The organism is Paraburkholderia sp. BR13444, from assembly GCF_040948755.1.
In the GTDB taxonomy this organism is placed as follows: domain Bacteria; phylum Pseudomonadota; class Gammaproteobacteria; order Burkholderiales; family Burkholderiaceae; genus Paraburkholderia; species Paraburkholderia youngii.
In genome coordinates, this window is record NZ_JBFPKM010000008.1 from 1 (window position 1) to 26,851 (window position 26,851).

Consider the following 26,851-nt stretch of genomic DNA (forward strand, 5'->3'; position numbering starts at 1 on the left):
CCATCCAGACCTCGACAGAATTTGCAGGAAATTACCCATAAAATGCCAGGTTCCTGCAAATGCATCAACCACTTTCCGCTTTAAACCCTTGTTGCACAGGGCTCTTCGAATTTTTCAGACCCGACTATCCAGCCAATACGCATTTGCTATCCGAATAATCGGACGACGCCTGGATAAACGAGCGATCAGGCGCACCCCCCGTCGGACGGGGCTTCCGGCGCGCCGATTTTGCGCATTCGGGCGAAAATCCGTCTATGCAAACGTTTGCCGATGCGCCACGTCTGCTACGCTAACGCTTTCGTAGGTCGCGTAATTAACGGTACTGCCGGGACGCGGCCGCCTCTTCACGCGCCACCTTCAGCGCAAGCCAAAAACCAAAAACGCATGTCGACGCGCGGACCGAACAACGTGATTGCGATCAGCGTCTTGCTGGCCGGCGCGATCCTCGCGATGGCCGTGTCGCTGCTCGCACAGATGCGCGAAGATGCGTTGCGCCGCGCGCAAGACTCCATCGCCAACATATCCCTGCTGGTCCAGCGCGACGTGTCGCGCAATCTCGAGATCTATGACCTGTCGCTGCGCGCGGTGATCGACGGACTGAAGCAGCCGGGCGTCCTCGATCTGCCGCCGGCGATCCGCCAGATGGTGCTGTTCGACGGCTCGATCAGCGCACAGGACATGGGCTCGGTATTCGTGCTCGACGAGAACGGCAACGTGCGTTTCGATTCACGCGCGTGGCCGCCGCGCGAACAGAGCCATGCCGACCGCGACTACTTCAAGACACAGCGCGCTTCGCCCGACGTCGGGCTGTACATCAGCCGCCCGTTCAGCCGGAACGGCACCGACGAGGACCTGCGCATCGCGCTGAGCCGCCGCATCTCGAGGCCGGACGGCAGCTTCGGCGGCGTGGTGGTCGGCACGCTGCGGCTCACGTATTTCCATCGGCTGTTCGACGGCATGAAGCTCGGGCCGAGCGGCTCGATGGCATTGATGCTCAGCGACGGCACGATGCTGATGCGCCGTCCTTACGACCCGAAAACGATCGGCATCAACCTGACTGGCACGGCCAACTTCTCGCGCTTCGTCAAGCAGCCGAGCGGCGACTTCTTCGGCACCGCGGCGATCGACCGTGTCGAGCGCTGGTACGCGTTCCGCCATATCGACGGCTTTCCGCTGATCCTCGACGTCGCGCTGTCCACGCGCGACATCTACGTCCAATGGCGGCGGCGCGCGTGGGTCATCGGCACGCTGATCGTCGCGCTCGACGTGACGATCATCGCGCTCGCGATCCTGTTCTCACGCCAGTTGCGTCTGCGCCGCGCGGCCGAGGAAGAGCTGCGCGAACTGGCGCGCACTGACGGGCTGACCGGCCTGAACAACCGCCGCACCTTCGAGGAGCACGTGAACGACGAATGGCGTCGCGCACAGCGCAACGGCAGGCCGCTGTCGCTGCTGCTGATCGATGTCGACAACTTCAAGGGCTTCAACGACCTGTACGGTCATTCGGCCGGCGACGAAGCGCTGATTGGCGTCGCGCGCTGCATCGCGCAGAACGCGCGGCGTCCGGGCGACACGGCTGCCCGCTTCGGCGGCGAGGAGTTCGCGGTGCTGCTGCCGGACACGGATGCGACGGGCGCGCAGCGGATCGCCGAGCAGATCCGCGCGGCGGTGCAGGCGCTGCAATGCCGCCACGTGGCCAGCACGCATCACGTCCTGACGGTGAGTGCCGGAGCAGCAACGGCGCAGGACGCGGCGTTCGCGACCAGCCGTGCACTCGTCGACGCCGCCGACCAGGCGCTGTATCGCGCGAAGGATGCCGGCCGCAATCGAGTGATGGCCTACGGCGCGGCGACGGACAACTCCTCGCGGGCCGGCTCCGCGGTGACGCCGGACATCGACGCGCACGGCGCGAAGTGACGCGCACCCGGGCCATGCTTGTCGACCCGGCTTCATAGCAAGCCTCATAGCCTGCCTCATAGCCTGCCTCATAGCCTGCTTGCCAGCCCTTATTGCTCTCCGTAAACTCGCGCGTAATTTCGCCGGACCCACGCCGCAGCGCGTGATCGGCACACACCACGCCGACCCAGAGGAGAATCCCCGCGATGGCCGCATCCTATTTCCCCCGCTGGCGCCGCCAGCCTGCCGCCGCCCAGGGCGCCATCGTCGGCATCGACGAGAGGCTCGGGTGGCCGCAGATGTTCGCGATGGGCGTCCAGCACGTCGTCGCGATGTTCGGCTCGACGGTGCTCGCGCCGCTGCTGATGGGCTTCGATCCAAATCTGGCCATCTTCATGTCGGGGATCGGCACGCTGCTGTTCTTCGTGCTCGTCGGCGGGCGCGTGCCGAGCTATCTCGGTTCGAGCTTCGCGTTCATCGGTCTCGTGATCGCGGTCACCGGCTACGGCGGACACGGAGCGAATCCGAACATTCCGGTCGCGTTGGGCGGCATCATCGCGTGCGGTGTTGCGTACGGGGTGATCGGTCTGATCGTGGCGGCGGTGGGAACGGGCTGGATAGAAACGCTGATGCCGCCGGTCGTGACCGGCGCGATCGTCTGCGTGATCGGTCTGAACCTCGCGCCGATCGCCGTGCATGGCGTGAGCGGCAGCAATTTCGAGTCGTGGATGGCGCTCGTCACGGTGCTGTGCGTCGGCGCGGTCGCGGTATTCACGCGCGGCATGCTGCAGCGTCTCTTGATTCTGGTCGGCCTGCTGCTCGCCTACGTCATCTACGCGATCGTCACGAACGGCCTCGGCATGGGCAAGCCGATCGATTTCTCGATCGTCGCGAACGCTGCGTGGTTCGGCATGCCGCACTTCATGTCGCCGGTGTTCGACCCGCACGCGATGACACTGCTCGCGCCGATCGCGGTGATCCTCGTCGCGGAAAACCTCGGCCACATCAAGGCGGTCAGCGCGATGACTGGCCAGAACCTCGACCGCTACATCGGCCGCGCGTTTCTCGGCGACGCGCTCGCCACGATCGTGTCGGGCTTCGCGGGCGGCACCGGCGTGACCACGTACGCGGAAAACATCGGCGTGATGGCGGTCACGAAGATCTATTCGACGCTGGTATTCGTGATCGCCGCGTTGATCGCGCTCGTGCTCGGCTTCTCGCCGAAGTTCGGCGCGGTAATCCAGACGATTCCGGGACCGGTGCTGGGCGGCGTGTCGATCGTCGTGTTCGGCCTGATCGCGGTGACGGGCGCACGCATCTGGGTCGTCAACAAAGTCGACTTCTCCGATAACCGCAATCTGATCGTCGCGGCAGTCACACTCGTGCTCGGCGCCGGCGACTTCTCGCTGAAGCTCGGCAGCTTCGGGCTCGGCGGCATCGGCACCGCGACGTTCGGCGCGATCATTCTGTACGCGCTGTTGAGAAGGAAGCCGACGCAAGGGCCGGTGGCCTGAGCTTCTTCTACCGGCACCGGCGTTTCGAGCGCCGGTGCCGAGCCTGATCCAGCAGCGACCTCCTACCTTTTGCGCGCGGTCAGCGCCGTCTCCGACAGATCCACCTCACGCATCAGCTTGTTCATCGTCTCGTCGTTGATGCGCTGGGTGTCGCGCAAATCGAGCAGCGTCTTGCGCTCGGCACGCATCGCCGCGAGCTTCATGCGGAATTCGAGCGCATCGGCACGGCGCGCGAGTTCGCGTGGCGCCTGGTCGTCGTCGAGTGACGCGAGGCGGCGGCGGTACAGGTCCATCACGCGCGCAGTCACGTCGGTTGCATAGGCCTGCGCCGATTCATCGAGGTCCGCGCACTCGGTGTCGTGCAGATGATCGATCGCGCGAATCGCCGATTGAGCGGCGAGCGTGCGCGCGAGCGCTTCCTCGGCCGCGTGCGGGTCCTTGCCGCGCCGCCAGCCGCGCAGCAGCAGCGGCAACGCGGCCACCGCCACCAGCAGCGACAGCAGGATCACGCCCGACGCGATGAAGATCGCGAGATCGCGTCCCGGCAGCGGCGTGCCGTTGGGCAGCACCTCCGGCAGCGACAGCACGCCCGCGAGCGTCACCGCGCCGCGCACCCCGGCCACGGTTGTCACCGACACCATGCGCAACCCCGGCACCGCGTTCGCGACGCCATGTTTCGTCGCACCGCGGCTAGCGAACCAGCGCAGCAGCCACACCCACGCGAAGCGCATCGCGTATAGCGCGAGCGCCACCGCAACGATATAGCCGATCAGCAGCACGACCTGTGCGTCGTTGGTTTCATGCGCATCGAGCAGCGCGCGGCCGAGGATGTGCGGAAACTGCAGGCCGAGCATGATGAACACCATGCCGTTGAACACGAACTCGATCATCGTCCACGTGCTCGTGGCACGCACGCGCGAGGCGACCTGCCACTTTTCCATGATGCTTGCGTAATTCATCATCATGCCGGCGGACACCGCGGCGAGAATGCCCGACAGCTCGAAGCGCTCGGCGCTCAGATAGGCGGCGAACGGAATCAGCAGCGTCATCACGACGCCGGGCGCGGGATCGCCTTCCTCGGTGAGATTCAGGAAACGCGCGGACACGAAGCTGAACACCGCGCTCACCGCTGCACCGACCGCGAGGCCGCCCACCGCGATGATCACGAAGCTAACCGACGCCGCACGCAGCGAGAACGCCCCGGTCAGCGCGGCGGCGATCGCGAACTTCAGCGCGACGAGGCCAGACGCGTCGTTCATCAGCGCCTCGCCTTCGAGGATATGCATCAGCTGCCCCGGAATCTTGCCCTTGCCGGCGATACCGGACAGCGCGACCGCGTCGGTCGGCGACAGCACCGCGGCGAGCGCGAACGCGACCGGCAGCGAGATCTGCGGCACCAGCACGTGCACGAAGTGACCGACCACCAGCACCGTCATGAACACGAGACCGAGCGCGAGCATCAGGATCGCGCGGCGCGCCATGAAGAACTCGCGCTTCGGAATGCGCCAGCCATCCGCGAACAGCAGCGGCGGAATGAACAGCAGCATGAAGATTTCCGGATCGAACGCGACGTGCAAATCGAGGCGAGGCCACGCGAGCATCGCGCCGATCGCGATCTGCACGAGCGGCAACGGCAGCTTGAACGGCAGTGCGCGGGTCAGCACGCCGGACGCGGCGACGGCCAATAGCAGCATCAGAACGGTGAAGACAATTTCCATCGTGTATTCCGGGTGGATGAAGGGGGGCGTGGCGCGCACCGCAACGGTGCGCGTCACGCCCCCGGGCGGCGCACGAACGCTGTCGCCGGTGCAATCTTTCGGGCGAATTACAGCACAGTGTGCGCTAGCGTGCGCATGGACCTTGCTTAACCGGTAACGATGACGCACATTTTGAGAGACGGTGTCGGTCTCGTTGCCGTTCGCGTTCTGACCGGCCGGTTCTCGCGTGAGAGGATTGCATGACGATTGCGCAACAGGACAGGGCGGCGAGCGTGCCGCACGGCTTCGAGGTCGAGGTGACCTCGGGCCTTCGACGCTATTCGGTGCAGCACGGCGAACTGACGCTGACTAGCGTGTTCCAGCCGATTTTCAGTCTGTCGCACCTGCGTGCGGTCGGCTACGAGGGCTTGCTGCGCGCACACGACGCGCTCGATCGCGCGGTGTCGCCGCTCGACGTATTCGGCGAGGCCGCGCGCCTCGGCGACGCGCTGCAGATCGACCGGCTCGCGCAGACGCTGCATCTGGAGAACTTCAAGGTGCTCGGCGCGGAGCGCGAATGGTTGTTCCTGAACGTGCATCCGGGCGTGCTGACCGACCCGTATCTCGCGGCCGCTTTGCTCGCGAATCTGCGGCGGCTCGATCTGTCGCCGCGGCGCGTCGTGCTCGAAGTGCTCGAGCAGCGCGCCGACGATCTCGATCGACTCGCCGACGCGGTGCGCGAGTTCCGCGAGCGCGGCTTCCTGATCGCGCTCGACGATTTCGGCGCCGGCCATTCGAACATCGAGCGGATCTGGCAGCTGAATCCCGACATCGTGAAGCTCGACCGCATCATGCTGTCGCACGCCGCGCATCGCGCCGACATGGCGACGATCCTGCCGGGGCTCGTGTCGCTGCTGCATGAAGCAGGCAAGCTCGTGCTGATCGAGGGCATCGAAACCGAGCACGAAGCGCAGATGGCGCTCGCCTGCAATGCGGACTTCGTGCAGGGGTTTTTCTTCGGCCGGCCGAGTCCGGGTATTGCCGATGCGATCCACACGGCGATTTGCATCGGCGAAGTCACCGAGCGTTATCGCGAGCAGGCCGAGGCGCGCGAGCGGCGCAGCGCGATCCGGCTCGCGCCGTATCTGCGCGCGTTCGAGCGCGCCGCGGAGCGTCTCGCCGCTGGTGAGCCGCTCGATGAGGTGTGCTGGAATTTCCTCGCGCTCGATCACGCGGCGCGCTGTTTTCTGCTCGATGCGAAGGGCCGCCAGGCGGGCCGCAACGTCGTGCTGCGCGCCGATCGCGCCGCGCAGGAGACGCGCTTCCTGCCGCTCGCCGACGCGCAGGGCGCGAACTGGCTGCGTCGCCCGTACTTCAGCGTCGCGATCAATGCGCCGGAGCGCGTGCACGTGACACGGCCGTATCTGTCGATCAACGAGGCGTTGCCGTGCGTGACGCTGTCGGTGGCGACGCGTGTCGGCAGCGAGACCTGCGTGCTGTGCGGCGATATCGACTGGGTCGAGGAAGAACGCGACGCGCGCATCTGACATGATGTCGCTTTAATCGAAATCAGCTTGCGCTCATGTCCGTGCTGCTCGAAGTGATTGCCACGACCGTCGCCGATGCGCGTGCGGCCGCGCAAGCCGGTGCCGACCGTCTCGAACTCGTGACCGCGATGGGCGAGGGCGGTTTGACGCCGAGTGTGGGCTTGATCGAGGCAGTGGTAGCCGCGGTTGGCATACCCGTGAACGTGATCGTGCGGCCGCATAGCCGCTCGTTCGTCTACGACGCCGACGACTACGCGGTGATGCTGCGCGACATCCGTGCGGTGAAGGCGGCCGGCGCGAACGGCATCGTGATCGGCATGCTCGATGCCGAGCGCACGATCGACCGCGAAGGTCTCGCGCGCGCGTGCGAAGCTGCCGATGGACTCGCGATCACGTTCCATCGCGCGTTCGACGAGGCGCGCGATCTACGCGAAGCGCTCGACGTACTGCTCGGCTTCGAGGCGGTGACGAATGTGTTGACGTCGGGCGGAAAGCCGTCGGTGCTGCAGGCGCAAGCCGTGGTCAGCGAACTGGTGCGGCAGGCTGACGGCTCGCCTTGCACGGTGCTCGCCGGTGCCGGCTTGACGGTCGATGCGGTCGCGCGCTTCGTCAGCAACACGCACGTCGAGGCCGTCCATTTCGGCTCCGGCGTTCGCGTGAACGGCAACGGACTCGCGCCCGTCGATCCGGTGAAGGTGATGCAGGTGCGGGCGCTGCTCGACGCGACTTGAGCCGAACAGCGCAACGAACCTACTTACTTCGCGACCACCACCGGAATGCCGCGCAACTGCCCGGCGCCTTTCATTTCCTCGAGCGACTTCTTCACCGCGACACCGGTCGCCGCATCGATGCCGAGGCGTGCGGCGAGGTCGCGCTCGCCACGCTTGACGCCCGCCAGGTTCGCCAGCTTCACGTGCCCATAACCGCGTATGCGCGCATGCAGTTCAGCGAGTTTCGCGACGTCGTCGAGATGGCTCGCGTCGAGTTTCGCTAGCGCACGTTGCAGCGTGGTTTCGTAATCGCTCGCGAGCTCGCGCTCCATCTTGCGCTCGAGCGTGCGGCCGAACGGATCGAGCGCCGTGCCGCGCAGACCGCGCCATTTCGCAAGCAGGCCGAGCACGGGCCACATCCACTGACCATAGGTCTTCTTCGTGGGCACGGCACCGGGCTGCGCGCGCGTAAGCGTCGGCGGCGCGAGGTTGAAGCGGATCGTGAAGTCCTTGCCGGCGACGCCCTCGAACTGCGCTTCGAGCGCATCGCGGAACGCGGCATCCGTATGCAGACGCGCGACTTCGTACTCATCCTTCACCGCGAGCAGCCGGTAGAACGTCGTCGCGACCGCGCGCGTCACACGCTCGCTCGCCGCATCGACGGCGGTTTCCGCGCGCCGTGCCGCATCGACGAGCGCGCGATAGCGCTTCACATAAGTCGCGCCACCATACGCGAGCAGACGTGCTTCGCGATGCGCGATCAGCTCGTCGAGCGTATCGACTCGCACGCTCGGCTTCGGCGCATGTCGCGACTGCCACAGCGATTCGAGCGCGGCGGGATCGGCCGCGGCCATGCGCCCTATCGAGAACGCGAGTTGATTCATCTGCACCGCGACGTTGTTCAGTTCGATCGCGCGCATCATCGCGGCGAACGACACCGGCACCAGACCGAGTTGCCATGCGAAGCCGAGCATCAGAATGTTCGCGCCGATCGTATCGCCGAGAAAACGCGTTGCGAGCGCTTGCGCGTCGCACGTCGACATGCGCTCTGCACCCGCCGCGTGACGCATCTTGTCGATCAGCGCATCGGCATGCAGTGTCGCGTCGGGGTTCTGTACGAAACTCGCGTTCGGAATCGCATGCGTGTTGACGACGATGCGCGTGCGGCCATGCCGCACCGTCTGCAGTGCATCGGCGCTCGCGCCGACCACCATGTCGCAGGCGAGCAGCACGTCGGCCTGCTGCGTGTCGATGCGCACCTGGTTCAGCCATTCGTCGCGCGCGGCAAAACGCACGAACGACAGCACCGAGCCGCCCTTTTGCGCGAAGCCCATGAAGTCGAGCACCGACGCGCTCTTGCCTTCGAGGTGCGCGGCCATGCTGATCAATGCGCCGACCGTCACGACACCGGTGCCCCCGACTCCGGTGACGAGGATGTCGTACGGCGCGGCATCGAGTGGCGTCGCGGGAATCGGCAACGCGTTGACGTGGGCAGCGAGCGCCTGCGGATCGAAGGCGACGCCCGCGGCCTTTTTCAATGTACCGCCTTCGACGGTGACGAAGCTCGGGCAAAAGCCGTTCACGCACGAGTAGTCCTTGTTGCACGACGACTGATCGATGCGGCGCTTGCGACCGAGCGCGGTTTCCACCGGTTCCACCGACAAACAGTTCGACTGCACACCGCAATCGCCGCAGCCTTCGCAGACTTCTTCATTGATGAAGAGCCGCTTGTTCGGATCGGGGAATTCGCCTTTCTTGCGACGCCGGCGTTTTTCGGCCGCGCAGGTCTGGTCGTAGATCAGCACGGTCACGCCGTCGGTGTCGCGCAACTCGCGCTGCACGGTGTCCAGCTCGCTGCGATGGTGAAACGTCGTGCCCTGCGGAAACTGGCCGTGATGACCGTCGTATTTCTCGGGCTCGTCGCTGACCACGACGAAGCGCGACACGCCTTCGGCTTCGACCTGTCGCGCGATCTGCGGCACCGAGATGCTGCCGTCGACGGGTTGACCGCCCGTCATCGCGACCGCGTCGTTATAGAGGATCTTGTAGGTGATCGTCGCTTTCGCGGCGACCGCCTGGCGAATCGCGAGAATGCCCGAATGAAAGTAGGTGCCGTCGCCGAGATTCTGGAACACGTGGCGGGTCTTCGTGAACATCGAATGCGCGGCCCAGTCGACCCCTTCGCCGCCCATCTGAATCAGTCCGGTCGTGTCGCGCTCCATCCACGACGCCATGAAATGACAGCCGATGCCGGCCTGCGCGATCGAACCGTCCGGCACTTTCGTCGACGTGTTGTGCGGACAGCCGGAGCAGAAATACGGCGTGCGCTTCACGCTGTCCGCCGCGTTCGACAGGATCTGCGGCGCGACCAGATCGACGACGCGTTCGCGGCGATCGAGCGCCGGCTTGTGCTTCGCGAGCCAGTTCGCGAACACCGGCAGAATGCGCGACGGCCGCAATTCGCCGAGCGACGACAGCAGCAACGAGCCATCTTCGGCGTGCTTGCCGATCACGACCGGCCGCGTGCCTTGCGTGCGGTTGTACAGATAGTCCTTGATCTGCTGCTCGATGACGGGGCCCTTCTCTTCGATCACGAGTACTTCGGACAGGCCCGACACGAACGCGTCGATGCGTGTCATCTCCAGCGGAAACGACAGCCCGACCTTGTAGATGCGCACGCCGGCCGCGTCGAGATCGGCGACGCTCAGATCGAGCCGGCGCAGCGCTTCCATCAGATCGAGATGCGCCTTGCCGCACGTGACGATGCCGACGTTCGCGTGCGGGCTCGGCGCGATCCATTTATCGATGCTGTTGATGCGCGCAAACTGGCGCACCGCGTCGAGCTTCGCGTGCAGACGCGCTTCGATCGTCAGGCTCGGCAGATCGGGCCAGCGGTTGTGCAAACCGCCGGCTGGTGCTTCAAATTCCTGCGGAGGTGTCCATTCGGTTTGCAGCGCGTCGAGATCGACGGTCGAGCCCGATTCGACGGTCTCCGAAATCGCCTTGTAGCCGACCCACGCGCCCGAGAAGCGCGACAACGCCCAGCCGTACAGGCCGAACTCGAGCATGTCCGCGATGTTCGACGGATTCACCACCGGCATATGCCACGCCATCATCGCGAAGTCGCTCTGATGGGGCATCGACGACGACACGCAGCCGTGATCGTCGCCGGCGACCACTAGCACGCCGCCGTGCGGCGACGAGCCGTACGCGTTGCCATGCTTCAGCGCATCGCCCGCGCGGTCGACGCCCGGGCCCTTGCCGTACCACATCGCGAATACGCCATCGACGGTACGCTCGGGATCGGCTTCGACGCGCTGCGTGCCGAGCACGGCGGTGCCGCCGAGTTCTTCGTTGATCGCGGGCAGAAAGCGAACGTCGCTCGCGGTGAGCAGTTTTTTCGCCTTCCACAACTGCTGATCGACCATGCCGAGCGGCGAGCCGCGATAGCCGCTGATGAAGCCGGCGGTGTTCAGGCCGCGTGTTTTGTCGAGCGCGCGCTGCATCAGAGGGAGGCGTACGAGCGCCTGGGTGCCGGTCAGAAAGATTCGGCCGCGCGTCGCGGTGAGATTGTCGGAAAGCTTGTAGTCGGCGAGAGCGGGCGTGCCGTCGATGGGCAGGCGAGCGGTCATGGGGGAGTCTCCAATGTTCTGGCTCGGCGCGCGGGTGGTGGGGTCACCGATACCGCGCAGCGAAAGAGACTCTATTTTTTAGCGCTCGCGGGAGTGAATTATTGCTTCTTTAATCGGGCGAGCGCGAATGGGCGCGATGACTCGCGCGTTTCGGCCCGCTTTTGAGCCGGATTTGCCAGGCGGCGGCGCGCTTCGGGTATGCCCTGGGTATCGTGGGGCGTCGAATGGGACTGTGGCTATTGCTACTGCGCGGTGTTCGCCGCGATGTCCGGTTGGAGCGGCGCCGCATCGAGCGGCACGATCTCGTCGAAGTGCGAATAGTCGATGTGGCTCACGCCGTCTTGCTCGCTCATGATGTCGACGAACCGGTGCTGCCAGACGATCTGGTCGCAGGTCCACATGTGGCGCGCCTGCATGGTTTGCGACGTCGATTCATCGATGCCTTCGAGCGTGAGCAGCAGCGACACGTCGCGGCCCTTCAATGATTCGGCGTTTTCGCCGAACAGCGGACTCGCTTCGTCGATGATGTGCATCAGCGTCCAGCCGAGCTTGAACACCGGGTGCTGGTCGCGTACCAGCGTGAGGTCGTAGAGCTTGCGCAGCGTAAAGCCTTCGATCGACGTCTCCAGACGCATGATGCGCAGCCGCGCGCGTGCCTCGGCGATCACGTTTTGACGCGCGTTGGCCGAGCGCACCATCAACGTCATGCGGCCGTCGATCGGCCGGATCACCGCATAGCGCGCGAACATGATCTTCGCGTGTGGCCGCGAAAAGCGCGCGAAGATCAGCCCGGTCGCCAACGCGATGCTGGACATGCCGATGAAGATTTCGAGCGTCGCGATCCAGTGCGCGTAGACGGTTTGCGGATGCATGTCGCCGTAGCCGACCGTCGCGAGCGTTTCGACGCTAAAGAAGAACGCGCCGCCGAAGCCCTTCGGAAACTGATTCGCAATCGGCGCGTCGCCGAGCATGTAGAGCATGGCGAACACGGTGTTGAGCAGCAGAAACAGCAGCGCGAGCGACACGAAGAACACCGGCCAGCGCACGCCGAGCGCGCGGTGATACAGGTCTTGCCACAACGGCGTCGGCATCCCGTGCGCGATCACCACGCGATCGTCGAGACGCATTTCGCGGCTGCCGCGCGCGTGGCGCCTCGGCGCGCTGGTGTCGGTGTCGGGGTCGCCGAGCGTGGAAAAACGGTCTGACGGTTCGCTTGCCATCACGCGCTCGTGGGGATCGATACAGGTACAGCGTAGCATGGCGCGAGACTCATGCAATTGACTAGAACGTGCCGATCAGCTTGATTTCCCTCGTAACTAGCACGGTATTGACGAAGGCTATATTTTTATTCAAAAAAGCTATCCCTATTTAAAATGTTTTCAAGATAATAAAATATCTTGGTTTGTTTTGGGTTTGCTGTATGATTTCTAAATCGAAATATGATCGAGATAATCTAATATGCCATGAGAAAATATCTGGCGATTTTTGTTGCCACGCTGTTGCTGAGTTTTAACGGCACCTCATATGCAGGAAACCCGGCCCACGCCGAACAAGCAACTCCCGAGACCCGCGTAAGAGATTTCTACGCATGGTTCATTCCGCGCCTGGCCGCAGACCGAGACTATCCGATCATGGAAAAGGAGATATACAGGCACGTTGTAAAACCAACCGTCGATTTATTGCGAAAGCAATATCAGGCCAACAAATTGTCCGAAGATGCGGAGTACTTCACGAAAGTACAAGACTTCGACGAGAAAGATTGGGCCGGGCATATAGCGGTGCATCCAGTCTTCATGCTCGACGGCGTGGCGCTCGTGGCTGTTACGTTCGGCTCGAAAGACAAACAGACCAATATCGTGTTTTTGCGCCAGGAAAACGGCATCTGGAAGATCACCAAGGTCGTAGATACGCGCGACTATCGCTGACAGCTCAGCCTTACCTTGCGTGGCGACGCGCAGCGCTCAAGGCCGCCACGGCGAATCTCGCTGCGGCTTCAAAAAGCGCGTCGACAACCGCTTACGGAAACACGTGCGGCTTCGGAATTCCCGCGCCATGCTCGATATCGTCGACGGCCTGCCGACGCGCGCTTTCCACCGCTTCCGCTTGCTCTGCAAAGCCCGCGTCGCCGCCAACCGTGGTCCACGGCTTGACGGCCTTCTCGCGATGACGGATTTCGTACTCCGCGTCCCAGCGCGCGCCGCTCAGTTCGAGCGGACGAACGTGAATCGAATACACGCCGTATTGGAACAGCTGTTCAGCCATGATCGCCTCCAGCCGGTCGACCCCGCAGCGGCGCGCCGATGCGCGAGCACGCGCGACGCGCTGCCCCTTGGTTCGGCCTACAGTTCGATTTCCCCGAGGATACGATGTGCGAGCGCTTTGGCTTCTTCGAGCGCTTCTCCCGGCGTCGACGACGTCGAGTCGACTTCGTAGAGCGTGGTCTCCTGATCGTCGCTGGGTTCGCCCTCGTCGCGCGCGAGGGTGACGACACCTTGAAAGGCGTCCTGTGCGACTTCCCTTATCGACGCAGTGGCCGTGTAGATCCCTTTGGTGTAGGTGACGTCCTCCATGGCCTCGCTCCTTTTCGCAAAGGTTTCGATATTTTCATCCTAGCACGGCGTGGCGGGATCGGTTTCCGCCCAGGGCGGCTTCGCGCAGCGCGACGCGCTCGACATCCGTCACGCTACGCGCGCCTCAAGGCAGCAGAATTACAGCGCCGCGTTTTACAGCAGCGCGACCACCTCGTCGAGCGTCGGCGCGTGCGCGCCGGCGTGGCCGCACGCCGCCGCGCCGGCCGCGAGCGCGAATCCAAGATGCTCGGGCCATCTGCGTTGCGGCGCGCTCATCAGGCTGAACAGCAGACCGCCGATCGACGCATCGCCCGCGCCGACCGTGTCGACCACTTCGACGCGCGGCGGCTTCGCTTCGATCAGCGCGGCGCCGTCGAGCAGCATCGCCGCGTCGGGGCCACGCGTGACGAGCACGGTGGCGGCCGGATTCATCGCGCGCAATTGCGCGAGAGCGGCGGCTTCGTCGCTGGTCCTGAAGAACATGCGCAAGTCTTCGTCCGAAACCTTGATCAGATCCGCGAGCGCGGCCATCTGGCGCAATGTCGGCTCGTAGCCGTGCTCCATCAGATTGCGATAGTTCGGATCGAAGCTGATCTTCACGCCGTGCGAACGCAACTCGGCAGCGAGCGCCGCGAGCGTATCGCCGAGCGGCTGACGCGCGAGGCTGATGCCGCCGAAATGCGCCCACTTCACTGCGTTCATCCAGCCGGCCGGTAGCCTGGCTGGATCGAACGCGAGATCGGCGCTGTTCTCGCCCATGAAGAAGTAGGCCGGCGGATGCGTCTGATGCACGATCGCGAGCAGCGGCGGGTGCTCGACGCGCTGCAGGAAGCGCATGTCGAGCCCGGCGGCGACGCTCGCGTCCCACAGCTCGTCGGAAAAGTTATCGACGCCCAGCGAGCCCGCGCACGCGGTCGGCAGGCCGAGCCGCGCGACGCAGCGCGCGACGTTCCAGCCCGCGCCGCCCGGACGCGACAGCCAATGCGATGCGCCGGTGCGCACGAGATCGGTGAGGATGTCACCGGCGGACACGAAAACGGGAAGTTCGGTGGTCGCGCTCATTGTGCTTTCTCCGCTGAAACCGCTGCGGCGGGCGCGGTCGATCCAGCCGACGCGTCTTCGCCGAGCGCATGGGCGAGCACTTCGTAGCACGCGCCCATCGTGTGATAGTCGGTCTTGCCGGCCGGGCTCTTTTCGTCGCTGTACTTGCGGTTGTCGCAAGTCAGGATGCGATACCACGCGCCGTACTTGTGGTCGACGAAGTGCGTCCAGCTATAGCGCCAGATCTCGTCGTACCAGTCCCAGAAGCGCTCGTTGCCGGTGCGCTTGCCGAGCAGCGCGGCGGCCGCGAACGTTTCGGCCTGCACCCAGAAATACTTGTCGTGATCGCACACGGTGCCGTCGGGGCCAAAGCCGTAGTAGAGGCCGCCGTGGTCTTCGTCCCATGCGTGTGTCATCGCGGCGTCGAACAGTTCGATCGCGCGCGGCAGCAGCCACGGCAGCGGGCGGAAGCGTTCGAGAATCAGCAGCAGCTTCGCCCATTCGGTCTGATGGCCGGGCTGGAAGCCCCACGGACGGAAGATGTCCGAGCTGTCTTCCTCGTTGTAATGCCAGTCGACCGACCAGTCCGCGTGAAAATGCTCCCACACGAGCCCCTGCGACAGCTTCGCCTGGCGCAGCGTGATGTTCGACGCGACCCGCTCGGCGCGATCGAGATACACCAGATGGCCGGTCGCCTCGTGCGCGGCGAGCAGCGCCTCGGTGGTATGCATGTTCGCGTTCTGCCCGCGATACGTGCTGACGCGCCAGTCGGCCGATGCGTCGTCGGCGTAGAGGCCGGCGGCGGCGTCCCAGAAGCGGTGCTCCATCAGCTCGAAGGTCGCGCCGATCATCGGTTTCGCTTCTTCGATGCCGGCCATCGCCGCGTGCGAGTACGCGAGCAGCACGAACGCGAGGCCGTAGCAGTGGCGGGTCGCGTCGAGCGTGCGCTTTCTGCCGTCGCGCCATTCGATTTCCCAGTCGTAGCCCTCGTGCTGCGAGTCCCAGTGCGCGTCGCGCAGAAAGCGCAGGCCGTGGCGCGCGTATTCGAGGTGCTTCGGGTCGCCGAATTGCCGGTACGCCATCGCGTAATTGAACACGTAGCGGCAACTGCTGACCAGGTGGCGCGTGGTGCGGTTGTAGATCGAACCGTCGTCGCGGAAGAAGTGGTAGAAGCCGCCGCTCGGATCGAGCACGTTCGGCGCGTAGAAGCGCAGCGTGTCCTCGATGTGCGCGAGCAAAAACTCGCGCTTGCGGAAGCTGGCGACCGGCGGCGCCTTCGCGACGTCGGTGGAAGGGTGATGCGGATCGGTTTTCGTCATGGCGTTTTCACCAAAGTACTGGCACGGGCAACGAGTTGAACGGGCAAGCGGACTTCGAGTTCGGCGGGCGAGTCTTCGAGCAGCAGTTCGACGCCGCGTCGGCCGAGCGCCTCCTTGTCGACTGCGATCGTCGATAGCGGCGGGGTGGCGTGGGCGGCGGCAGGAATGTCGTCGAAACCGATGATCGCGATGTCGTCGGGCACGCTGAGGCCGCGCGCGAGGCACACGCGCAGCGCGGCGAGCGCGGCGGCATCGTTGAATGCGAATACGGCGTCGGGGCGCGGGCCCGGCGCATCGAGCAGGCGCTGCATCGCGCGCGCGGCGCCGGTGTCGGGATCGAGCCCGGCGTCGATGTTCACTTCGAGCGACGGGTCGAACAGCAGCCCAGCTTCGAAGAACGCGCGCCGGTAGCCGAGCGCGCGCTCGGCGATGCTGAAGTGCGCGAGCGAGCCGCCGATGAACGCGACGCGCTTGCGCTGCTGCTCGAACAGATGGCGCATCGCAAGGGTGGCGCCACCGGCGTTGTCGAGATTGACCGAGCGCAGACCCGGCGACCATAGATCGATCAGCACCAGCGGGCGTTGCATCGCGACCAGCGTGGCGAGCGTTTCGGGCTCGACGAAGCCGGCGATCGCGACGGCGTCGGGCGCGTGCAGGCGCATCTGCTGAATCACGTCCTCGGTCGGCCCGGCGGTCAGCACCGACGGCACGATGCCGCGCTCGCGGCAAGCGTCTTCGACGCCGTGCAGCACGTGCGAGAAAAACGGGCTCGCGGCGAAGTTGTTGTGCTGACGATGCAGCAGGAAGGTCAGGCGGCGGATGCGCGGGCGCAGCTGCGCCGAATCGTAGCCGAGTTGGCGCGCCGCTTGAACAACGCGTTCGCGCGTGGCCTCGGAAAGGCCCGGCTGATTTTTGAGCGCGCGCGACACGGTGCCGATCGAAACGCTGGCCGCGCGGGCGACGTCGCGGATGGTTGTGGCCATCGAATGAAGCTGCCGCGCGAGGCGAGGCAGCACGGGTTCAGGTCGGGCGATTGTATAGTAAAACGCTGCTAAAACAGCCCGAAAAACGCTCGCGCAACACCGGTAAATACCCGTATTTAATGGAGTTGTCTGAAGTTGGATTGTTTAGTAAAAAAGACTAAACAATAGGCGAGCCGCCGTTTTAGAGGCACATCCAGAATCGTCCTATGCCATCCGGCCGAGGCGACAACAAGAGCGTTTGCGCGTGAAATAACGACAACGGCCAATGAAGAGCCAAAAGAAAAAGCCGCCCGAAGGCGGCTTGCTTCGCACGATCAAAACGACGCTCAGGGAGGGCGCTTATGAATGTCCGATTCGCATTGCGAGTGTGTTCAACGGCGCGCGACGGCGGCGGCGGGTCGCCGTGCCGCCGCCTCGCTCTCGCCGCTGAGGTCGCGGGCGCCCCAGCGCTGCGCGAGCGCGGCGCAGACCATCAGCTGGATCTGGTGGAACAGCATCAGCGGCAGCACCACGGCGCCGACCGCGTGCGACGCGAAGATCACCTTGGCCATCGGCACGCCGGCGGCGAGGCTCTTCTTCGAGCCGCAGAAGATGATCGTGATCTGGTCCGCGCGATTGAAGCCGAGCCGCTTGCTCACGAAGATCGTCACGCCCAGTGCGAGCGCGAGCAGCACGCAGCTCACCACGACGAGGCCGCCGAGCGCAGAGAGCGGAATCGTGTGCCACAGGCCTTCGGTGACGGCCTCGCTGAACGCGCCGTACACGACGAGCAGGATCGAGCCCTGGTCGACGAACTTCAGCACGCCGCGATTCTTCTCGATCCACTTGCCGATCAGCGGGCGCAACAGTTGGCCGGCCACGAACGGCACGAGCAGTTGCAGCACGATGTTGCCGATCGTATGCCACGGCGAAGTACCGCCGCTCGCAGCCTGATTCGTCACGATGAGGCTGACGAGTGCTGGGGTAACGAAGATGCCGAGCAGGCTCGAGGCGGACGCGCTGCATACCGCGGCCGGCACGTTGCCCTTGGCAATGGACGTGAACGCGATCGAAGACTGGACCGTCGATGGCAGCGTGCAGAGGAAGAGGACGCCGGCGTAGAGCGACGGCGTGACCAGCGGCGAAACGACCGGTTTAAGCGCGAGGCCGAGCAGCGGAAACAGCGCGAACGTGCTCAGCAGCACCACCAGGTGAAGGCGCCAGTGCGTCGCGCCCGCAATGATCGCCTCGCGTGACAGCTTCGCGCCGTGCAGGAAGAACAGCAGGCCGACCGCGATGTTCGTCACCCAGTTGAACCCCACCGCGGCCTGCCCATGAACGGGCAGCAGGCTGGCGAGGATCACGGTGCCGACGAGGCACAGGGTGAAGTTATCGGGAAGGAATTTCGGACGGGCCATGTCGCAATCTCAATTCAATGACGCGGTGTGAGCACGGGACGGGCCTGTCACGGCGCGGTGCGTGTCAATGGGAAACGACTATTGTTGTCGAAAGTCGATTGAAAACGCAAATTCATTTGCCGAATCGATTAATGAAGTTTGCGCATTGACTCGCGCGGCGCACCCGATTTCAGTATTGGCGACGTGCTTCCGCGCGACAAACCGTTCATCCATCGACGTTGCAAGCGGCGTTTATTTGCAACAAACGGGGTTCGCGCGGAGTAGGCGAAAACGCCTCGAAGCAAGTCGCAATGGCGTACCCGCACAAGGGCTCCAGCGCGAAAAACGCCGCAGTAACAGGGTGTTACATCCACCGACGAGACCTAACACTTTTTGGCTCGACACCCTCTGCCCACGCCCATAAATTACTCAGTCAAAGGCCGCAGGGATGCCTGCGCCGCGGCAGGCACGCGGCGCTTTTCTCCTCCCGCAACAGGTCCATCGCAGCTCGAACGGTGGATTTCAGGCAAGTCTTCGGGCGTGAGAGTCACAAGGTGGACGGGTTGTCGAGAACGAGGCACTGGGCGTGGGGCGCGGTCATCGCCGTGCTGTGCTCGTTCGCCTATGCGAAGGGGCAAGGTGTGCCCCATGGCGGCGGTGGCGCCGTGGGCGGCGCTTATTCGCACCACGCTGGCGGGCACACGCCGCGCATGGAGATGCACGGCGACGGCCACTACGCCGGTGCGGGTGGCGCGCCTGCTCCGCGCGGCTCGCGCAATGCGACGGCTTGGCGTGACGCACGCGCACAGCGCGGCAATCCGAACATCGCGGACGCCAATTTTGGTTATGGCTTCGGCAGCTACAAGTCCGGCATGCGCCGTGTCGGCGATCCGTCCAGCTATGCCGGCGCGATCACGCCGGTCAGTGCGGAAGCGCGTCCGGTACCGCATCCACCGTCCAACATGCCGATGCGCAACGGCTCGATCCGCGCCGACGTCGCCCGCTACAACGAAGAGCGCGGCGCCGCGCGTCCAATGCAACGCCCGTCCGACGATCCGCGGCAACCGGGCGGTTCACCCTATCGCAATTAGCTGAGCGCGATTTACCTGGTCGATTCGCGTCAAGTGGGCCACGTTCGCCGCTGCCTGAACGGGTGAGGCTGCCGGCTCTACACGCAACGCGACCGCATATCACCTGTCGCAAAACCCGTCCTCCAGATCCCTTCCCGCGATCCTCCGCGCGCCTTCCTCTGCGCGCGAGCTCCGAATCTGACGTTTCGACGCCACACTTTTTTGAAAACGCTCGGCATCGAAGTATCGGTCAGCGTCAAATCTTGGCATTCTGCCGCGTCGCGCCATGGCCCTTCATTTAAGGCGTTTCCGCCGCCCTGGCGCGCGGTTCGCCGCATGCCGCATTGCATCCGGGGCGCCGGCCGCAGTCCAGCTGAAGTGTCATATCAAGCCGATAACCGACCAAACTAATCAGACCGATATACCCGCAATAAGCAGCGATATTTTTGTTTATAAAAATGGTCCGCAAAGATGGACCCGCCCAGATTGACTCGACGATCGAACGGATAACAACAACGTTTCGCGCGAGCGCCCCCTTTCGCACAGCCACACCTTTTTGACAAAGATTGGAGAACCAATGAACACAAGCCTCAGCACCGCGCTGAAGACTACTCTCAAGGCCACCGCATGGGTCGCCGCGCTGGCGAGCGCATCGTCGGCATTCGCGCAATCGAGCGTGCAGCTCTACGGCCAGGTCGACGAATGGGTCGGTGCGCAGAAGTTTCCGGGTGGCAAGACCGCGGTAGTCGTGTCGGGCGGTGGCATGTCGACGTCTTACTGGGGCTTCAAGGGGACCGAGGATCTGGGCAACGGCTACAAGGCGATCTTCACGATCGAAGGCTTCTTCCGCGCGCAGACTGGCGAGTTCGGCCGCTTCACCGGCGATACGATGTTCTCGCGCAACGCGTACGTCGGCATCGAATCGCCGTACGGCACGGTGACGGCCGGCCGTCTGACGACGCCGCTGTTCGTGTCGACGATCCTGTTCAACCCGTTCATCGATTCGTACGTGTTCTCGCCGATGGTTACCCACGTGTACCTCGGCCTCGGCACCTTCCCGACCTACACGACCGATCAGGGCGTGACCGGCGACTCGGGCTGGAACAACGCGGTGTCGTATTCGACGCCGAACTTCAACGGCCTGTCGGCGACGGCGATGTATGCGCTCGGCAACACGACCCAGAACGGCGCGAAGAAGTGGAGCGGCCAGGTGCTGTACTTCCACGGCCCGTTCGCGGCGACCGCGGTGTACCAGTACGTGAACTTCAATAACGTGCCGGGCGACCTCGGCAGCTTCGAAACCTCGGGCGTGCCGGGTCTGCGCAGCCAGAGCGTCGCGCAGGCGGGCGTGTCGTACGACCTGAAGTTCGTCAAGCTGTACGGCCAGTACATGTACACGTACAACAACCAGCAGGTGACGAGCTGGCACGTGAACACCGGACAGGGCGGTGTCACGGTGCCGTTCGGGCCGGGCTCGGTGATGGCGTCGTACGCGTATTCGCGTAACGGCGGCGGTTCGAACCAGACGCGCCAGACGGCGGCGGTCGGCTACGACTATCCGCTGTCCAAGCGCACCGACGTGTATGCCGCGTACATGTATGACCACATCACTGGTCAGTCGAGCGGCAACACGTACGGCGCGGGGTTGCGCGCGAAGTTCTGATCCCGGCCTACGGTTTCACCGCAAAGCCCGCGTTCCGCCCGGAACGCGGGCTTTGTCGTTTTCAGCGCAATCGAATACGGGTGTTTTGCTGCCGTCCCTTTGATAAACCCGGCAAAATGGCGTGGATTGATTCCTGAAGCGAGCGACTGAGATGGACACCCTCGTCAGCATGAAAGTGTTTCGCCACGTGGTCGAAGCAGGTAGCTTCGTCGGTGCGGCGGAGAAGATGGAGATGTCCGCGGCGATGGCGAGCAAGCACGTGATGCATCTGGAGCAGCAGCTCGGCGCGCGGCTGCTGAACCGCACCACGCGCCGCGTCGCACCGACCGAGGCGGGCCGCGAGTATTACGAGCGGCTCAGCCAGGCGCTCACCGAGCTCGACGAGGCAGGCCAGGCGGTCGGCGCGGCGAGCGTCGTGCCGCACGGGCGGCTGCGGGTGTCGTCGCTATCGGCGTTCGGCCTGAATCACGTGATGGCCGCGGTCGCGGACTACGCCGAGCAGTATCCGCAGGTCACCGTCGATATGACGCTGTCCGACCGCGTCGTCGAGCTGATCGACGAGGGTTTCGACGTCGCGATTCGCGCGTCGCCGGGCGGGCTCAAGTCGTCGTCGCTGATCGCGCGGCAGATCGCGACCGCGCATCTGGTGCTGTGCGCGTCGCCCGCCTATCTGCGCAAGCATGGCACGCCGAAGCGGGTCGCCGATCTCGCGCGCCACAACTATCTGCAGTACGCGGGCGTGTCGGCACTCGAAGTCGCGACCGGCGACGCGAGCTCGCGCGTGCGCCTGTCGGGCAACCTGATCGTCAATCAGCTCGAGGCGCAGCGCGTGGTCGTGCTGCACGGCGCGGGCATCGCGATGCTGGGCACCGAGGTGATCGGCAGCGATCTCGCCGAAGGGCGGCTCGTGCCGCTGCTCGTCGACGAAGTGCCGCCGCGCGAACTGCCGATCCACGTCGTCTACACGAGCCGGCGGCATCTGTCGGCCAAGGTGCGCTCGTTCGTCGATTTTCTGGCGGCGCGGTTCGCGAACGAATCGCTGTGGCCGTCGCTTGATGAGATCAAGGCGTTGGCTGTGCGGTAGCGTTTCACGAAGCACCTAACAAACGCCGCCAATCGGCCGCCCGCCCCCGGCGCCGTCTTACCCCGTTTCTATATACTGATTGTCAACACCCATCAGTTAAATGAATTGGGGGAGACATGACCGATCTGTCCACGCCGCAGCGTGCCGGCAGCCACGAGCTGCCCGCGGGCCGGCGCCTGCGCTTCGTCACCGCCGCCGCACTGTTCGACGGCCACGACGCGTCGATCAACATCATGCGGCGCATCCTGCAGGCGAGCGGCGTGGAGGTGATCCACCTGGGCCACAACCGCTCCGTCGCCGAAGTCGCGACCGCCGCGCTCAACGAGGACGCCGACGGCGTCGCCGTGTCGAGCTACCAGGGTGGTCACAACGAATATTTCCGCTATCTCGTCGAGTTGCTGCGTGCGCGCGGCGGCGAGCGCATCAAGGTGTTCGGCGGCGGAGGAGGCGTGATCGTCCCCGAGGAGATCGCCGCGCTGGAACGCGACGGCGTCGAAAAAATCTACTCGCCGCACGACGGTCAGCGGCTCGGCCTGCAAGGCATGATCGACGACATGATCGCGCGCTGCGTCGAAGGCGCGCGCGCGGCCGAGGCGGCGCGGCCGACGCCGGTGCGCGAATGGCTCGCCGAGCTGGCCGCGCGTCCATTACCGTTTTGCGTCGAGGCTGATGCTCCACACGGCCGCACTGCCCCCGGCTCCTACCCTGACGATCCCGCCGCGCCGATCTTCCGCCGCCTCGCGCAACTGATCAGCGCGTTCGAAACGAACACCGTCGACGCAGCCGCACGCGACCAGCTATCGACGCTCGCGCAGACCACGCGGGTTCCCGTGCTCGGCATCACCGGGACCGGCGGCGCAGGCAAGTCGTCGCTGACCGACGAGCTGATCCGCCGCTTCCGGCTCGACTACGACGACACGCTGAACATCGCCGTGCTCGCGATCGATCCGTCGCGCCGCAAATCCGGCGGCGCGCTGCTCGGCGACCGCATCCGCATGAACGCGATCGGCGACTGGGGCGGTGGCGCACGGGGCGACGCCCGTGTGTATATGCGCTCGATGGCGACGCGCGAGGCATCGACCGAACTCTCCGACTCTCTGCCCGCCGCGCTGATGCTGTGCAAGGTCGCGGGTTTCGATCTGATCGTCGTCGAGACCTCGGGGATCGGTCAGGGCGATGCGGCGATCGTGCCGTTCGTCGACGAATCGCTGTACGTGATGACGCCGGAGTTCGGCGCCGCGAGCCAGCTCGAGAAGATCGACATGCTCGACTTCGCGAGCTTCGTCGCGATCAACAAGTTCGATCGCAAGGGCGCGCAGGATGCGCTGCGCGATGTCGCCAAGCAGGTGCAGCGCAACCGCGCGGACTTCGCGACATCGCCCGATGCGATGCCGGTGTTCGGCACGATCGCGTCGCGTTTCAACGACGACGGCGTGACCGCGCTGTACCTGCGCATCGCCGCTGCGCTGCGCACCCACGGCCTGCGCGACGGCGGCGCGCGCCTGAGTGCTCCCGAAGGTCTGCGCTTTTCGAGCAACCTGCACGCGATCGTGCCACCCGCGCGCGTGCGCTATTTGGCCGATATCGCGCAGACGGTGCGCGGCTATCGCGAGCGGGCCGGCGCGCAGGCGCAGATCGCGCGCGAGCGTTGGCAGCTCGTCGAGACGCGCCGCATGCTCGGCGAAGCGGGCAACGACGCCTCATCGCTCGACGCGCTGATCGAGCAACGCAACACCGCGCTCGGCGAGCGCGAACGCAAGCTGCTCGATGCGTGGCCGCAAACGGTGGCCGCCTATACCGGCGACGAACACGTGGTGCGCATCCGCGAACGCGAAATCCGCACCGCTCTGACCGTGACGACGCTGTCCGGCTCCGAAATCCGCAAAGTATCGCTGCCGAAATTCGTCGATCACGGCGAGATCCTGCGCTGGCTGATGCTCGACAATCTGCCCGGCTATTTCCCGTTCACCGCTGGCGTGTTTCCGTTTCGCCGCGAGAACGAGGACCCGACGCGCATGTTCGCGGGCGAGGGCGATCCGCAGCGCACCAATCGCCGCTTCAAGCTGCTGTCGGAAGGCATGCCGGCCAAGCGGTTATCCACCGCATTCGACTCGGTAACGCTGTACGGCGAGGAGCCGCACGGGCGCCCGGACATCTACGGCAAGGTCGGCAATTCGGGCGTGTCGGTCGCGACCCTCGACGACATGAAGACGCTCTACGACGGTTTCGACCTGTGCTCGCCGGACACATCGGTGTCGATGACGATCAACGGCCCCGCGCCGACGATCCTCGCGATGTTCTTCAACGTCGCGATCGACCAGCAGCTTGCTTTGAAAGAGCAACAGCAAGGCCGCCCGTTGACCGAAGCCGAACTCGCCGCCACGCGCCGTGCCGCGCTCGAAAACGTGCGTGGCACCGTGCAAGCCGACATCCTGAAGGAAGACCAGGGGCAGAACACCTGCATCTTCTCGACCGAATTCAGCCTGAAGGTAATGGGCGACATCCAGGCGTATTTCGTCGAACACGGCGTGCGCAATTTCTACTCGGTGTCGATCTCCGGCTATCACATTGCCGAGGCCGGCGCGAACCCGATCTCGCAGCTTGCCTACACGCTCGCGAACGGGTTCACCTACGTCGAAGCGTATCTCGCGCGCGGCATGTCGATCGACGACTTCGCGCCGAATCTGTCGTTCTTCTTCTCGAACGGGATGGACCCGGAGTACACGGTGCTCGGCCGCGTCGCGCGACGCATCTGGGCGATCGCGATGCGCGAGCGCTATGGCGCCAACGAGCGCAGCCAGAAGCTGAAGTATCACGTGCAGACGTCGGGCCGCAGCCTGCACGCGCAGGAGATCGATTTCAACGACATCCGCACGACGCTGCAGGCGCTGATCGCGATCTACGACAACTGCAACTCGCTGCACACCAATGCGTTCGACGAAGCGATCACGACGCCGACCGAGGAATCGGTGCGCCGCGCGGTCGCGATCCAGCTGATCATCAATCGCGAATGGGGTTTGGCGAAGAACCAGAATCCGAATCAGGGCAGCTTCGTGATCGACGAGCTGACTGATCTGGTCGAGGAAGCAGTGCTCGCCGAGTTCGAGCGGCTCACCGAGCGCGGCGGCGTGCTCGGCGCGATGGAAACCGGTTATCAGCGCGGACGGATTCAGGACGAGTCGATGCTGTACGAGCATCGCAAACATGACGGCTCGTATCCGATCGTCGGCGTGAACACGTTCCTGAGCGCGCATCCGCATGAAGCGCCGCGTCCGCTGGTGCTGGCGCGTTCGACCGACGCGGAAAAGCAGAGTCAGCTGCGGCGGCTACGGGATTTCCAGACGCGCCACCGCGACGCCGCGCCTGAGGCGCTCGAACGCCTGAAGCGCACGGTGATCGACGACGGCAACGTGTTCGCGGTGTTGATGGACGTGGTGCGCGTGTGTTCGCTTGGGCAGATCACCCACGCGCTGTTCGAGGTGGGCGGGCAGTATCGTCGGAATATGTAGGCCGCGAGGGGCGGCCCGGCCCGCCCCCGTTCAACACCTTCAGCGCGCGATGCCGAGCCGCGCCTTCGCGTCGTCGTATTCCTTCTTCAGACGCTGCACGAGTTCGGCGACGTCGGGTACGTCGTCCATCAGGCCGACGCCCTGGCCTGCGCCCCAGATGTCCTTCCACGCCTTCGCCTTTTCGCTGCCGAAGTTCATCTTGGTCTTGTCCGATTCGGGCAGCGCGTCCGGGTCGAGCCCCGCGTTCTGGATGCTCTCGCGGATGTAGTTGCCATGCACGCCGGTGAACAGGTTCGTGTAGATGATGTCCGACGCCTTCGCGTTGATGATCGCCTGCTTGTAGCTGTCAACGGCATGCGCTTCTTTGGTCGCGATGAAGCGCGTGCCCATGTACGCGAGGTCCGCGCCCATCGCCTGCGCGGCGAGAATCGAGCCGCCGTTCGCAATCGAGCCCGACAGCACGATCGGGCCGTCGAAAATGCGCCGCACCTCGCCGACCAGCGCAAACGGCGAGGTGGTGCCCGCGTGGCCACCCGCGCCCGACGCAACCAGAATCAACCCGTCGACGCCAGCTTCCAGCGCCTTCTGCGCATGACGCAGATTGATCACGTCGTGCAGCACGATGCCGCCATAGCTATGCACCGCATCGACGATCTCGCGTGCCGGCGCCCGCAGGCTGGTGATGAAGATCGGCACCTTGTGCTCGACGCACACGCGCACGTCGTGTTCGAGCCGCGCATTCGACTGATGAACGATCTGATTGACCGCGATCGGGCCGATCACCGCATCCGGGTTCGCGGCCTTGTGCTCGGCGAGTTGCGCCTGGATCTGCGTGAGCCACTCGTCGAGCAGTTCGGCCGGACGCGCGTTGAGGGCTGGGAACGAGCCGACGATACCGGCCTTGCACTGTGCCAACACGAGTTCGGGATAGCTGACGATGAACATCGGTGAAGCGACGACGGGCAGCGCGAGGTTGTGCAGAACGGCGGGCAGTGCCATGGTGCGAATCTCCAGATTGGGCCAACCGGTGCGGCGCGCGCCCGGCGGATAGATGAGTTTAGCGGCGGCACGCGGCTTGCGGCGTGCCGGGCGGCGAATGCGTGTGGCAATCGCACGAAACCGGCATGCCGTAGTCGCGACAAACATTTAAGAACGACCGTTCGATTATAGGCGAAGTGGACGCCCACCGCGCGTTAGGGCCATTTGGAACGGTTCGAAGGAGTATTCGGGTTCCACGTCT

General features: G+C 64.7%; 19 protein-coding genes. 9 read left to right on the top strand and 10 right to left on the bottom strand.

Going from position 1 to position 26,851, the window contains the following annotated elements; genetic code table 11:
- Positions 1-384: 384 nt before the first annotated feature.
- Together AB3X95_RS22295 and AB3X95_RS22300 are read left to right on the top strand one after the other, a co-directional pair.
- Positions 385-1,917, top strand: coding sequence for a diguanylate cyclase (locus AB3X95_RS22295; protein ID WP_368622574.1), 1,533 nt, complete (start codon positions 385-387; stop codon positions 1,915-1,917).
- 185 nt (positions 1,918-2,102) lie between these two features.
- The gene (locus AB3X95_RS22300) at positions 2,103-3,410 is read left to right on the top strand and encodes a solute carrier family 23 protein (RefSeq protein ID WP_176122300.1); all 1,308 of its coding nucleotides are present in this window, start codon (positions 2,103-2,105) and stop codon (positions 3,408-3,410) included.
- Between the two features lie 62 nt (positions 3,411-3,472).
- Here AB3X95_RS22300 and AB3X95_RS22305 read toward each other — a convergent pair whose 3' ends face one another.
- Complete coding sequence (locus AB3X95_RS22305; RefSeq protein WP_368622575.1) at positions 3,473-5,128, bottom strand: Na+/H+ antiporter; 1,656 nt, start codon at positions 5,126-5,128, stop codon at positions 3,473-3,475.
- Between the two features lie 239 nt (positions 5,129-5,367).
- Here AB3X95_RS22305 and AB3X95_RS22310 point away from each other — a divergent pair, with 239 nt between their 5' ends.
- Both AB3X95_RS22310 and AB3X95_RS22315 read left to right on the top strand, forming a co-directional pair.
- Positions 5,368-6,654, top strand: coding sequence for an EAL domain-containing protein (locus tag AB3X95_RS22310; RefSeq protein WP_176122298.1), 1,287 nt, complete (start codon positions 5,368-5,370; stop codon positions 6,652-6,654).
- A 35-nt stretch (positions 6,655-6,689) separates the two neighbouring features.
- Positions 6,690-7,385 (top strand): copper homeostasis protein CutC, encoded by a 696-nt coding sequence (locus AB3X95_RS22315; protein ID WP_368622576.1) that lies wholly within the window; start codon positions 6,690-6,692, stop codon positions 7,383-7,385.
- A 23-nt stretch (positions 7,386-7,408) separates the two neighbouring features.
- Here the strand turns inward: AB3X95_RS22315 and AB3X95_RS22320 are convergent, their stop codons facing one another.
- Entirely contained in the window at positions 7,409-10,996 is a 3,588-nt protein-coding gene (locus tag AB3X95_RS22320) for an indolepyruvate ferredoxin oxidoreductase family protein (RefSeq protein ID WP_368622577.1), read from the bottom strand.
- Positions 10,997-11,238: 242 nt separating this feature from the next.
- Positions 11,239-12,216 carry an ion channel gene (locus AB3X95_RS22325; RefSeq protein WP_176122413.1) on the bottom strand — a complete coding sequence of 326 codons (978 nt, stop codon included), beginning with the start codon at positions 12,214-12,216 and terminating at the stop codon, positions 11,239-11,241.
- Positions 12,217-12,459: 243 nt separating this feature from the next.
- Between AB3X95_RS22325 and AB3X95_RS22330 the strand changes: the two genes are divergently transcribed.
- Positions 12,460-12,921 (top strand): DUF3828 domain-containing protein, encoded by a 462-nt coding sequence (locus tag AB3X95_RS22330; RefSeq protein WP_176368300.1) that lies wholly within the window; start codon positions 12,460-12,462, stop codon positions 12,919-12,921.
- A gap of 91 nt (positions 12,922-13,012) precedes the next feature.
- Here AB3X95_RS22330 and AB3X95_RS22335 read toward each other — a convergent pair whose 3' ends face one another.
- The 6 genes from AB3X95_RS22335 to AB3X95_RS22360 all read right to left on the bottom strand — a co-directional run bounded on the left by AB3X95_RS22335 (position 13,013) and on the right by AB3X95_RS22360 (position 18,306).
- Positions 13,013-13,258, bottom strand: coding sequence for a hypothetical protein (locus AB3X95_RS22335; protein WP_176109741.1), 246 nt, complete (start codon positions 13,256-13,258; stop codon positions 13,013-13,015).
- A 77-nt stretch (positions 13,259-13,335) separates the two neighbouring features.
- Positions 13,336-13,566 (bottom strand): hypothetical protein, encoded by a 231-nt coding sequence (locus AB3X95_RS22340; protein WP_176109740.1) that lies wholly within the window; start codon positions 13,564-13,566, stop codon positions 13,336-13,338.
- 153 nt (positions 13,567-13,719) lie between these two features.
- The gene (locus tag AB3X95_RS22345) at positions 13,720-14,628 is read right to left on the bottom strand and encodes a carbohydrate kinase (RefSeq protein WP_368622578.1); all 909 of its coding nucleotides are present in this window, start codon (positions 14,626-14,628) and stop codon (positions 13,720-13,722) included.
- A complete protein-coding gene (locus AB3X95_RS22350; protein ID WP_176122293.1) occupies positions 14,625-15,926 on the bottom strand; it encodes an AGE family epimerase/isomerase in 1,302 nt (433 codons plus the stop codon). The genes AB3X95_RS22345 and AB3X95_RS22350 overlap by 4 nt, the downstream gene beginning before the upstream one ends.
- Entirely contained in the window at positions 15,923-16,909 is a 987-nt protein-coding gene (locus AB3X95_RS22355) for a LacI family DNA-binding transcriptional regulator (RefSeq protein ID WP_368622579.1), read from the bottom strand. Before AB3X95_RS22355 ends, AB3X95_RS22350 begins: the two co-directional genes overlap by 4 nt.
- A 371-nt stretch (positions 16,910-17,280) precedes the next feature.
- Positions 17,281-18,306, bottom strand: a complete 1,026-nt coding sequence (locus AB3X95_RS22360; RefSeq protein WP_368622580.1) for a bile acid:sodium symporter family protein — start codon at positions 18,304-18,306, stop codon at positions 17,281-17,283.
- 533 nt (positions 18,307-18,839) lie between these two features.
- On the opposite strand from AB3X95_RS22360, the gene AB3X95_RS22365 reads away from it, so the two are divergent.
- From AB3X95_RS22365 to icmF, 4 genes are all read left to right on the top strand, one after another.
- A complete protein-coding gene (locus AB3X95_RS22365; RefSeq protein ID WP_309235099.1) occupies positions 18,840-19,376 on the top strand; it encodes a hypothetical protein in 537 nt (178 codons plus the stop codon).
- Between the two features lie 556 nt (positions 19,377-19,932).
- Entirely contained in the window at positions 19,933-21,018 is a 1,086-nt protein-coding gene (locus AB3X95_RS22370) for a porin (RefSeq protein WP_176368304.1), read from the top strand.
- Between the two features lie 151 nt (positions 21,019-21,169).
- Entirely contained in the window at positions 21,170-22,102 is a 933-nt protein-coding gene (locus AB3X95_RS22375; protein WP_176122289.1) for a LysR family transcriptional regulator, read from the top strand.
- Between the two features lie 116 nt (positions 22,103-22,218).
- On the top strand, positions 22,219-25,611 hold the full coding sequence (gene icmF / locus AB3X95_RS22380; protein WP_368622581.1) for a fused isobutyryl-CoA mutase/GTPase IcmF: 3,393 nt from the start codon (positions 22,219-22,221) through the stop codon (positions 25,609-25,611).
- Between the two features lie 39 nt (positions 25,612-25,650).
- Here the strand turns inward: icmF and AB3X95_RS22385 are convergent, their stop codons facing one another.
- Positions 25,651-26,610, bottom strand: a complete 960-nt coding sequence (locus AB3X95_RS22385; protein WP_368622582.1) for an NAD(P)H-dependent flavin oxidoreductase — start codon at positions 26,608-26,610, stop codon at positions 25,651-25,653.
- Between the last annotated feature and the right edge of the window lie 241 nt (positions 26,611-26,851).